The 11274-nt window shown below is 60.7% G+C and carries 9 protein-coding genes; 8 read left to right on the top strand and 1 reads right to left on the bottom strand.

Features of this window, described 5'->3' with window-relative positions; genetic code table 11:
* Positions 1-87: 87 nt before the first annotated feature.
* Together FJ988_RS07585 and FJ988_RS07580 are read left to right on the top strand one after the other, a co-directional pair.
* Positions 88-1017: a DUF2493 domain-containing protein gene (locus FJ988_RS07585; RefSeq protein ID WP_140816117.1), complete on the top strand. Its 930-nt coding sequence runs from the start codon at positions 88-90 to the stop codon at positions 1015-1017.
* A 349-nt stretch (positions 1018-1366) separates the two neighbouring features.
* Positions 1367-1570, top strand: a complete 204-nt coding sequence (locus FJ988_RS07580) for a hypothetical protein (RefSeq protein ID WP_140816116.1) — start codon at positions 1367-1369, stop codon at positions 1568-1570.
* Positions 1571-2502: 932 nt separating this feature from the next.
* On the opposite strand, the gene FJ988_RS07570 is transcribed toward FJ988_RS07580, so the two are convergent.
* On the bottom strand, positions 2503-2994 hold the full coding sequence (locus FJ988_RS07570) for a hypothetical protein (RefSeq protein ID WP_140816114.1): 492 nt from the start codon (positions 2992-2994) through the stop codon (positions 2503-2505).
* Positions 2995-3119: 125 nt separating this feature from the next.
* Between FJ988_RS07570 and FJ988_RS07565 the strand changes: the two genes are divergently transcribed.
* From FJ988_RS07565 to FJ988_RS07540, 6 genes are all read left to right on the top strand, one after another.
* Positions 3120-3791 carry a response regulator transcription factor gene (locus FJ988_RS07565; RefSeq protein WP_140816113.1) on the top strand — a complete coding sequence of 224 codons (672 nt, stop codon included), beginning with the start codon at positions 3120-3122 and terminating at the stop codon, positions 3789-3791.
* Between the two features lie 29 nt (positions 3792-3820).
* Positions 3821-5173 carry a sensor histidine kinase gene (locus FJ988_RS07560; RefSeq protein WP_181183453.1) on the top strand — a complete coding sequence of 451 codons (1353 nt, stop codon included), beginning with the start codon at positions 3821-3823 and terminating at the stop codon, positions 5171-5173.
* A 24-nt stretch (positions 5174-5197) separates the two neighbouring features.
* The gene (locus FJ988_RS07555) at positions 5198-6451 is read left to right on the top strand and encodes an arsenic transporter (RefSeq protein WP_140816111.1); all 1254 of its coding nucleotides are present in this window, start codon (positions 5198-5200) and stop codon (positions 6449-6451) included.
* Between the two features lie 211 nt (positions 6452-6662).
* Entirely contained in the window at positions 6663-7715 is a 1053-nt protein-coding gene (locus FJ988_RS07550) for an efflux RND transporter periplasmic adaptor subunit (protein ID WP_181183452.1), read from the top strand.
* Between the two features lie 119 nt (positions 7716-7834).
* The gene (locus FJ988_RS07545; RefSeq protein WP_246688467.1) at positions 7835-10876 is read left to right on the top strand and encodes an efflux RND transporter permease subunit; all 3042 of its coding nucleotides are present in this window, start codon (positions 7835-7837) and stop codon (positions 10874-10876) included.
* Between the two features lie 124 nt (positions 10877-11000).
* Positions 11001-11192 carry a CsbD family protein gene (locus tag FJ988_RS07540; protein WP_140816108.1) on the top strand — a complete coding sequence of 64 codons (192 nt, stop codon included), beginning with the start codon at positions 11001-11003 and terminating at the stop codon, positions 11190-11192.
* Positions 11193-11274: the final 82 nt, after the last annotated feature.

Here is an 11274-nt window from a genome sequence, read left to right as displayed (position 1 = left end):
GCTTCGGATGCAAGTCCGGATCGTCCATCGCCTTCGTCGCCATGAAGGCCGCGATGGGCGCGGCTGATCCCACGAAGGCAAGCCACCATGAGCTCCGAGCACGATACCGATTATGAGCCGCAGCCCGCATCATCACCCATGGACCACGTCCTTCAGGAGCTTCAGCTCTACGGCTACCGTCCCTTCGACGACGAACCAGATCCGCGCCCGCTTCCCGAGGGCCGTGTCGTGGCAGCCAGCATCGCCGACATCTTCGACGCTCTCGTGGTGGCGATGGCCGACACACGCCTTGAACCCGACCTCGAGGAGCTGCTGTGGGGTACGGTCAATCTGTTCCATCGCGCGACCAAGCGGATCGAACGCGAGCTCGATGAAAACGAACTCGGCCAGCAGCGACTGCAGCGCGAGCAGGACGGATCCGAGGTCAAGTCGGTCGAGCTCGAGCGCCTCATCGCCCAAGGTCAGACGCTGCTCGAACGCCGCAACGCCTTCGAATTGATGCGCGACCAGGCCGCCGAGCATTACGAGCGTCACACCCACTCGATCTGGCGCCCGCGTTCGGGATCCGTCGTCAACCATCGCAACCTGACCGCGGCAATGATCGACAGCCGGGATTTCGTTGCCGCGAGGAAGCATGCAGACGCTCAGGTGCTGCTGCCGCCCGGACCGAAAGTCGCCTTCACCGGAGGGCTCGATTTCAACGATCATCGGCTGATCTGGGCCAAACTCGACCAGGTCCATAGCAAGCATCCGGACATGGTCCTGCTCCACGGCGGATCACCAAAAGGTGCCGAGTTGATAGCGGCCAAATGGGCTCACAGCCGCAAGGTGCCACAGATTGCCTTCAAACCCGACTGGACCAGGCATGCCAAGGCCGCGCCCTTCAAGCGCAACGACGCCATGCTCGACAGCTTGCCGATTGGCGTCATTCATTTTCCCGGCTCCGGCATTCAGGACAACCTCGCCGACAAGGCTCGCAGGCTCGGCATTCCGGTGATGAAGTTCGGCGCCGCGTGAAGGAGCCACCAGCCCAATCGTCTCAAGGCATTTGGTTCTGAGTTCCGTCGCTGTCGGCGCGTTCGGACGACTGCTCCTGCCGATCTGGCGTCGATGAACGCGAGGCGGCAGACCACGAGATCTCATCTCGTCCTGAGAATGGAGACCAGGGAACCGATCGCCGCGTTTGTCGGCGCAATTCCTTGGTCCGGTACGAGGGCCTGGTGCCATCAACCCGTAAAGGGTCGGACTACGCAAGCGTGCCGCCGTTTTCGGCCTTGCCTCCACGGTGATTGCGGCCCTCGGCCGGACACATCGGGCGCCTGTCACGCGGGGATCGCTCCCCGCTTCCAGAACAGGAGCCGGAAAAATGTCCCTCATGGAAGCCAACGCCTTCGCCTTCAGCCTCGCCACCAGCCTGATGGTCAGCATCGTCATCTTCCGCGCCGGCGACGGAACACTCACGGTGGTGCGCGCCGACGAATATGACGGAGAAGCTTCCGAGATCGTCCGGGAAATCGATCCGCACGAGCGAAGCCACATTAGAGATACGCGCGGAACCAAGAGAAATTAGCCGAGTTGTCAGCAAAAGGACGCTGGTCGCCATGCCGCAATGTCCACCCAAAAACGATAGACTTGCCGCGCTCCTGCGAAGGCAGTTTTCCAACAAGATGATGCGTCGATACTTGCGAAGTCTGCCTCTGTTCAAAATTGAAGGTTGGCTTCCTGATCAGCTGCGCGAACTCATGGAGCGATTGAAAAAAAAGCCGCACAAGCGGCGTCACTAACCTGCCGAGATGGTGGCCCCAAGCTCCCGCTGCAAGCCTTGCTTCCGTCGCTGCCAGGCAATATCAGCGACCAGGCGTGTTGCGTCGAACTGGTCCGGGTCGCGCCCGGGCATCGCGTTCGGCGTGTCCACGACGTGGTTCCCTCGGTGTCCTCGCCCTTCATAGGACGCGTACGCGGCTGTCTTGGTCGCGCCGCGTCGGTGTGCTGCGCGTTTTGCAGACATTTCGCGGGTCGTCGCCAAATGGCGGGCACTGTGCATCTTCGTTGGCGTTGGGAATCACTATCGCGGCCCGGAACGAGGTGAAGAAATGTATCGTGCCCTGCAAAGATGGGCGCGAGTTTAGCCCCGCCGCTTGAGGCGGGCTTCGTAGCGGTGAAGACCCTTTGATTGCGAGATCATACGACACTGACTTCCTCAGCGAACTGCTCTTACCAACCGGATTGTCCAACGCGATAAGCCGACGCGCAGCTTATTTTCCTAGTCTCTGCGCACTGGCATTGAGCTTTTCGCGGTCGTTGCCGATCCGCTGGTGTATAACCGATGATACCATGCTTGCGGGCGATTGACCTCGAAGCCTTCGCCGCCCGCAACCTGCCGGCGTCTCCTTGTTGCATGGCACAAATCGCAGCTTTGCGCCTATAGCTGACAAGGGTGACAATCGTCGCCCCAAGAACGGACGAACATCGGGGCGACGAATATCCTACTTTGCGATCCTGTTATGCACCGGGAGCCGCTGGACCCAACTCTGGCTCGCGCAGCCGATCCACGAGGCCACGCGGACCCGGTCGCGGGGGCTTCAGGCTCTCGGCATGTCCGTCCGCATGAACAAGCAAATCGCCATGGATGAACCCGTCATCGAAATGGCCCTGAACCGTGAGGGTTTCACCAGCCGCAACCAGCTTGGCGTTGTCGCCACGTGGGCCGGTTTCAACCAATGCGCGGCCGGTGCCGTCCTCGATAACGAACTTGTTGCCGAATACCTCCGCAACCTTGCCTTTTACCGCGACCGTGCTGTATGGCGCGAGTGAGCCGATCGACGTTGGCTGCAGCAAGACAACATCTGCTCGCGGGACAGCCAAAAGCGTCGCTCCAGCGCCCGCCACAAGGCCAAATGCGATAAGGCCGGCGCCGAAAACACTCGTCAGGTAAGGCCGACGTTTTTCAGCAACCACTTCGGGGGCCGTTTCGTTCTCGGGGGTATTTTTCATGGTCCTGTCCTTCTGGTTGGGATGGAACCGCTTTTAGGCCAGGGCCTGAAACCCACCCTGAACCGCGCCGTTCAGGTCCAGTTAAGGTGGCAAGCCTACCAGCCGGATAGGAGAATGAGGCTCGGATGAAAGTGCTGCTTGTCGAGGACGACCGGTCGATCGCGACGCAACTCGCCGACGCGCTGCGCCAGGAAAACTTCGTCGTCGACATTGCCCGTAATGGCGAGGACGGCCAGCATCTCGGCGAAACGGGCGCTTACGACATTGCCGTTCTTGACCTCGGGCTGCCGAAAGTCGACGGCAGCGTCGTCCTGAAAGCGTGGCGCGATGCCGGGCGGGCTCTGCCTGTTCTGATCCTGACCGCCCGTGACGGTTGGTCGGAGAAAGTTGAAGGCTTCAAGGCCGGCGCGGACGACTATCTTACCAAGCCCTTTCGCACCGAGGAACTGATTATGCGCATGCGCGCTTTGGTCCGCCGCGCAGCAGGACATGCCCGTACGCGCGTCGTCTGCGGCCCGATCGCCTTCGATGCGCAATTGGGCACGTTTGAACTGGATGGCTTGCCGTTGAAGTTGACGGGGCTGGAGTGGCGCGTCCTGTCCAGCCTCATCATGCGCAAGGAGATCGTGGTAGGACGGATGGATCTCCTCGATCGCGTTTACGACGGTGATGCCGAAGTTGACTCCAATTCGCTCGAGGTGATCATCGCCAGGCTGCGGCGCAAGATCGGTCATGACCTTATCGAGACGGTTCGCGGGCTCGGTTACCGGTTGACCGCGAGTGCGTCACGGCAATGATGCCGCGTTCGCTCGCCGGAAGGTTGCGTTTGGCGGCCATCGTGGGGATGGTGGCCGCGCTCGTCATTGCCGGCATTGCCATCGCAATCATCCTCGAACGGTTTGTCATCGGGCAAATCGATCAGCGCCTCGATGCGCAGATCGCGGCCCTTTCGAGCGCCCTGACGAGAGATGGCACAGGGCGCCTTGCAGTAGGCCCGGCATTGAGCGGCCCTCCATTTGATCGCGCGGGTTCAGGTTGGACCTGGCAGATTGTGGGGCAGGGCGGGCGACTTGCGTCGCCATCCATGCGCGACAATGTCCCGATCCCACCCCCGAAGCCGACGGGCCCGCTTCACCAACTTTCTGGCCTCTCCGAATGGCTGGGAGCAATCCGGTCGTTCGGCCGACCACGTCCGGCAGATGGCCCGACTGCGGGGGGTGAGTATCTGCATTGGCGCATCCTTGACGTCCCATTTGGGAATGGGACTTTGACCATCGCAGCCACGGCGCCATACACGGCGATCTATGCTCCGTTGCGTGAAGCCCTGTTTCCCCTTGCAGCAGCACTGGCCGTCCTTGGAATTCTGCTGGTTGGCGCCATGCTGGCCCAGGTTCGGCTCGGCCTACGGCCGCTTGCCCGGCTACGCGCGGACCTTGCCGATGTACGAGCAGGAACGCGCACCACCGTTCCAAAGGATCAGCCAATCGAGGTCATCCCTCTGGTTGAAGAGGTCAATAGTCTCCTGACCGAAAATGCGGAAGGGCTGGCCCGCGCCCGACGCCACGTCGCCAACCTTGCTCATGGTCTCAAGACGCCGTTGGCCTCACTCAGTCTCGGCTTGGAAAGCTCCATGGAAGAGGGGTCGGCGTCGATGCGCGCCCAGCTCGAGCTCATGGAGCGGCTTATCCGTCACCACCTTGCGCGCGCTCGAGTGGCTGCACTGGCCGGTCCGGCGCGAACCTCTACAAACGTTTCCGAGAGGCTTGGCGATATCACGAACATGATGGCGACCATCTATCGTGACCGGCACCTCAGCTATGAGGTCCAGGTCCTGAACGATGTCGCCGTGGCTGTCGAAGCCCAGGATTTCGACGAGATTTTTGGCAACGTCCTCGACAATGCCAGCAAGTGGGCCGGGTCGCGCGTTGCGTTGGGCGTCAGTACAGATCAACGACAGGTGATCATCGAGATCGACGACGACGGTCCCGGCCTGGACGCTGCCGCGATCCCAGAGGTCCTGCGCCCGGGAAAGCGGATTGACGAGGCCGCACCTGGATATGGCTTCGGCCTGCCGATCGCGTCGGAACTGACGCAGCTTTATGGCGGCGATCTTGTGCTTCTGACAGCTGCCAAGCTCGGTGGCTTGCGGGTCAGGATCAGCCTCCCCAGGCGGCTCTGATTTGAACAAAGCAAACGAGAAGCAATGTACGCAAATACCGCGATTTGGACGATCAGTGGCTTGACTACGGCAGGCGTCATCCTACGCCCTCTCGCATGGCCGGAATGGGTCTGGGCAGTGGCGGGGGCACTTGTTTTGCTCGCGGCTCAGCTGATCACACCCGGCACAGCCTGGACCGGAATAGAGCAGGGCGCCGACGTATATCTCTTTCTGGCCGGCATGATGCTGCTTTCCGAAGTAGCGCGCGTCGAGGGGTTGTTCGATTGGCTTGCTGCCTGGGCAACCCAACAGGCAAAGGGTTCGGCAAGGCGTCTGTTCCTTCTGACCTATATCGTTGGAACGGTCGTCACGATCTTTCTGTCCAACGATGCAACGGCCGTGGTCCTGACGCCGGCTGTCGCGGCTGCCGTTCGTACGGCGAAGGTGAAGGACCCCATTCCCTTTCTACTCATTTGCGCCTTCATCGCGAACGCGGCATCGTTTGTTCTTCCGATCTCCAACCCGGCCAATCTTGTTATCTACGGCAAGGCCATGCCGCCGCTGCTGGACTGGCTGCCGCGCTATCTTCTTCCTTCGATCGTGTCGATTGTCGCGACCTACTTTTTGCTGGCCTGGTCGCAGCGGAAGCGCATCGACCAACAGGTCACTTCGGATATTTCTACTCCTCCTTTGAAGGCGTCCGCAAAGCTCGCAGCAGTTGGCATCGCATTGACGGCGTTAGCGTTGATGGGTGCTTCGGCATTGGACATGCAACTCGGAGCACCGACAGCGATTGCCGCCACGGCCACAACCCTGCTCATCCTGGCCGTCGAACGCAAAAGCCCCTGGCCGATCGTGAAGGACATCTCATGGGGTGTGCTGCCCTTGGTCGCCGGCCTCTTCATTCTGGTCGAAGCCCTGAAGCAGACTGGGCTTCTCGGATGGGTTGCTGACCTCCTTCACCAACTGGCAAGCCAATCGGTTTCCGCAACCGCGTGGGGCGCCGCCATCGCCGTCGCGGTCGGCAGCAACCTCGCCAACAACCTGCCCGTTGGGCTGGTTGCCGGAACGGCCGTGCAGACGGCTGGTGTGTCCGATCATATCGCAAAGGCGGTTCTGGTCGGCGTTGACATCGGGCCCAACCTGTCGATCACCGGCTCTCTGGCGACCATTCTCTGGCTGACGGCCTTGCGCCGCGAGGGCCACGACATCAGCGGCGCAATGTTCCTGAAAATCGGAGCGGTCGTCATGCTTCCCACACTTCTGTTGGCACTCGCTGCGGCCGAATTCTCCGGCTGACAGCCAAGCGCGGCCGCTTCGGGAACTTTCATCGCGACACATGAGTTCATAGGCACTTCTTTGAGGATCAGCTAAAATGTCCACGCGTCGGGTCGCTCTTGGGTTTGCGGCGCTTGCGCTATGCGCTGGCGCAGGTATCTGGGCATTCCAATCTGGAATGGGGTCGAGTTCAAAGGCGGCGACGCAATCGGTGACGCCCGAGCCAACGCCAGTGACCGTGGTCGCCGCAAGGAAAGGGGTCGTGCCACGGATCATCGCAGGCATCGGCGTCGTTGCCGCTACGCAATCCGTGACGGTCCGGCCAAGGATCGACGGCGAGGTGACGGAAATCGACTTCGCCGAGGGCGACATCGTCAAGGCGGACGATGTTCTGGCGAAACTCGATCCACGGGCGCTCCAGGCCACGCTTGATGGCGCCACCGCTAAAAAGGCCCAGGATCAGGCTCTCCTTGCCGCGGCACAAAGCGATCTCGAGCGCTACGCCGCCTTGGCCGACAAAAAGGTCGTCTCCTCGCAGGACTTCGAATCGAAGAAGGCGACGGCGGCACAGCTGGAGGCGACTGTCGTGGCCGACAACGCCGCCATAGCAAGCGCTCACACGGAACTCAGCTACGCGACGATCAGAGCGCCGATTGGCGGCAGGACAGGCTTCAAGTCGGTAAGCATTGGCAGCGTTGTCAGCGCGAACTCGCAGGATGGCCTGGTGACCATCAGCCAGCTTGATCCAATCAGCGTCGTCTTTGTCGCGCCCGGTGACCGTTTCGGCGAAATCCAGCAAGCGATGAAAGACGGCGTCGCCGATGTCGAAGCTATCGCGACCGATGGCAGCCGGGTGCTCGCCAGGGGCAAGCTGGACCTCATGGACAACATCGTGAACGCCTCGAACGGCTCCATCCGTCTGCGCGCCACCTTCGACAACAAATCCGGCGCCTTGTGGCCTGGCCTGCCAGTGGCAACAAGGCTGACGGTGGCAAAGGTGAATGGGATCGTTGTGCCCGACAAGGCCCTGGCGCGCGGCAGCGATGGCCTCTCGGCGTATGTGATCGACGGCAGCCAAAAGGCGGCCAGGCACGCGGTTAGCGTCTCCGTGACGACGGATGGAATGGCCATCGTGACGAAGGGCTTGTCTGACAATGACAGCATCGTCTTCGACGGGCTTGGCCAGATTGCGGATGGTTCCACCGTCCATGTTCTCGGTCCTGGCAACACCTCAGCGCCTGCCGATCAGGCCGTTGCCGCCAACGGTTCGGCCGAGGGCCATTAGGGATGAGCGCCAGTTCTGCAACGAATACCGCGGCAAAGGATCCAACAGATAACCCGAAGGAATCCAGGCTGGCGGGTGTCTCGGCCTATTTCATCCGTCATCCGGTCGCGACCACTTTGATGATGGTCGGCTTTCTGTTCCTCGGCGGCGCGGCCTATCCATTGCTTCCGGTGTCGGCGCTGCCCGAGATCGCCTTTCCAACCATCCAGGTGGCGGCCAACCTGCCAGGGGCCGCGCCGGAAACCATGGCATCCTCCGTTGCCCAGCCACTGGAGACGCAGCTTTCCAAGGTTAGCGGTGTCACGGAAATGACGTCATCAAGTTCACTGGGATCGACGGAAATCACCGTCCAGTTCGATCTCAGTCGCGACATCGACCAAGCCGCCAGCGATGTCCAGGCGGCGATCACCGCCGCGAGCGGACAATTGCCAAAGGATCTGCCGGCGCCGCCCACCTTCAGGAAGGTGAACCCAGCCGATGCTCCGATCCTGCAATTGTCGGCCACTTCCGACACCTTGCCTCTCATCGAAGTCGACGAACTGGTCGAGACACGCATTGCCCAACGCATCAGCCAGATGCAGGGTGTGGCGCAGGTCAACATCGGCGGGCGGCAGAAGCCGGCGATCCGCATCTCGGTCGACCCCGGGCGCATCGGTGCGGCCGGCGTGACTTTGGAAGACGTCCGGTCTGCCATCTCCGGCCTCAGCGTGAGCAGCCCCAAGGGCAATATCGACGATCCGACGCGGACGTTTCCGATCTACGACAACGACCAGATCACCGATGCGGCCGGCTGGAGCGATGCCGTCGTTGCTTATCGCGATGGAGGGCCGATCCGCATCAGGGATATCGGTCAGGCGGTGCTGGGTCCAGAAGACATCAAGATGGCGCATTGGACCAATGGTGAGCGCGGCATCGCCGTCGATGTGTTTCGCCAGCCGGGCGCAAATGTCATCGAGGTCGTCAATCGGGTGAAGGAAGCCTTGCCGGCGCTGCAAGCGTCATTACCGCAGTCCATCAAACTCGCTTTGGTGACAGACCGGACTACAACCATCCGCGCTTCGGTCCGAGACGTTCAGTTCACGCTGCTGGTCACCATCGCATTGGTCGTGATGGTCATCTTCATCTTCCTGCGCAACCTGCGTGCGACCCTCATACCCACGGTTACCTTGCCTCTGGCGCTCCTTGGCGCCGCGGCGCCGATGTATCTGCTTGGGTTCAGCATCGACAATCTTTCGCTGATGGCGCTTGTCGTCGCCGTCGGCTTCGTGGTCGACGACGCGATCGTGATGCTCGAAAACATCACCCGCCATATCGAAGATGGGGAGGCGCCCATGGCGGCTGCCTTGCGCGGTTCACGCGAAATCGGCTTCACGATCATCTCGATAAGCCTGTCGCTCGTTGCCGTGTTGATCCCGATCCTCTTGATGGGCGGTATCGTCGGCCGCTTGTTCCGTGAATTTGCAATGACGTTGACGCTGGCAATTGTCATATCGACGGTTGTGTCGCTGACGCTGACGCCGATGATGGCGGCCAGGCTTATCAAGCCTGCAGCGGCTACGAAGCACGGCAAGCTTTACCTTTGGAGTGAGCGCGCCTTTTCGGGCCTCCAGAATGCCTATGAGCGCTCGTTAGATAGCGTTTTGCGGCATCAGTGGCTGACGCTTGGCGTCTTCTTTGCGACCCTCGCAACCACCGCTTGGCTGTTCATCATCATTCCAAAAGGGTTCTTCCCTGATCAGGACACCGGGTTCATCGGCGGCCTTTCCCAGGCATCTCCGGAAGTCTCCTACGCCAAGATGGTCGAGTTGCAGGAGCGACTGAGCAAGGTCGTTCTCAAAGATCCGGCCGTATACAGTGTCTTTATGGATATCGGCGGCGGCAATGGCGGCAACGCGCTGAACCAGGGACATGTCAACATCACCCTGAAGCCCAGGTCGGAAAGAACGGTCTCCGCGCAACAGGTCATCTCCCGGCTCAAGCCGGAGCTTGCCAAGGTCGAGGGCATTCAGCTTTTCATGCAGGCAGCGCAGGACATCAATATCGGCGCGCGGCCCGCGCGAACGCAGTACCAATTCACGCTCGAGGATAGCGATGTCGAGGAACTGGGTCACTGGGCTCCGAAAGTCGTCGATGCGCTCAAGGCTCTGCCGCAGGTAACCGACGTCGCCAGCGACCAGCAAAAGGTTGCGCCGACGCTTTCACTCAAAATCGATCGCGCAGCGGCATCGCTCTTCGGCGTTGCGCCTCAAACGATTGACGACACTCTTTACGATGCCTTTGGTCAGCGGCAGGTCTCACAGTTCACGACACAAACCGATACCTTCCATGTCGTTCTGGAGGTTCTGCCCAGGCTCCAGCATGACCTTCAGACGCTGGACAGGCTCTCCGTGAAGGCGGCGGATGGCACTTTGATACCGCTTAGCAATATTGCCCACTGGACGACCGACAGCGTCGCTCCGGTATCGATCAACCACCAAGGCCAATTCCCGGCCACTACGATTTCGTTCAACCTCGCACAAGGGGCTTCGCTCGGAACAGCGACGGTCGCAGTCACGGATGCGTTCAAAAATCTGCAGCCCCCAACATCACTTGCAGGCTCCTTTGCCGGGAGCGCTCAAGCCTTTCAGGAATCGCTCTCGACCGTGCCACTGCTGATCGCCGCCTCACTGGTGGTGGTCTATCTGATCCTGGGCACCCTCTACGAGAGCTTCGTCCATCCCCTCACAATCTTGTCCACGCTGCCATCTGCCGCGCTTGGAGCGCTCGGAGCTCTGATGCTGGCAGGTTTGGACTTCAGCCTGGTCGCCATGATCGGCGTCATACTGCTTATCGGCATCGTCAAGAAGAACGGGATCATGCTGGTGGATTTCGCGATCACAGCCGAAGCAAAAGGCGCGTCCAGTGTCGATGCAATCCGGGAGGCAGCTGTCCTCAGGTTCAGGCCGATTCTTATGACAACGACAGCCGCGATCCTCGGCGGAATACCGCTCATGCTTGGACATGGCGCCGGAGCTGAAATCCGCCAGCCGCTCGGCTACGCGATCGTCGGTGGATTGATTGTGAGCCAACTGCTCACGCTGTTCACGACGCCGGTTATCTACTTGACGCTGGACCGAGTTCGGAAACCAGCAATCGTCGCATCTAAGGCCCCAACGGCGTAGATGACGCCGCAGCCTAGCGCCCTCCGCTTCCCATTTTGCGGCCGTCTTCCTGGAAGTGGAACCAATTGTTGCGAAGGAGGTTCTCTTGCGAAGTGAATATCTCACGCTAAGAAGGGAGCCGTTTATGGGAAGCACATCGGACAAGGTTAAGGGTAAAGCCAACGAGATCGTTGGAAAGGCCCGCCAGGTTCTCGGAAAGACCGCGGACAACCACGAGGAGCAGGCCAAGGGCAAAGTGCAGGAAACAAAAGGTAAAGGGCAGGTCGCAAGGGGCAAAGTCAAGGACGCCGTGAAGAACCTCGTCGACAAGGCCTGACTGTCGGATATTCGACTAGCATTGAGCCCGCGGCGACGCGGGCTTTTGCTTTGGGATTAGCAAAATGTGGGTCTAATCATCG

The sequence above is a fragment of the Mesorhizobium sp. CU3 genome (assembly GCF_006442965.1).
Classification (GTDB): Bacteria; Pseudomonadota; Alphaproteobacteria; order Rhizobiales; family Rhizobiaceae; genus Mesorhizobium.
Note: the sequence above shows the minus strand (reverse complement) of the source record. Positions and strands in the feature narration are given on the sequence as shown.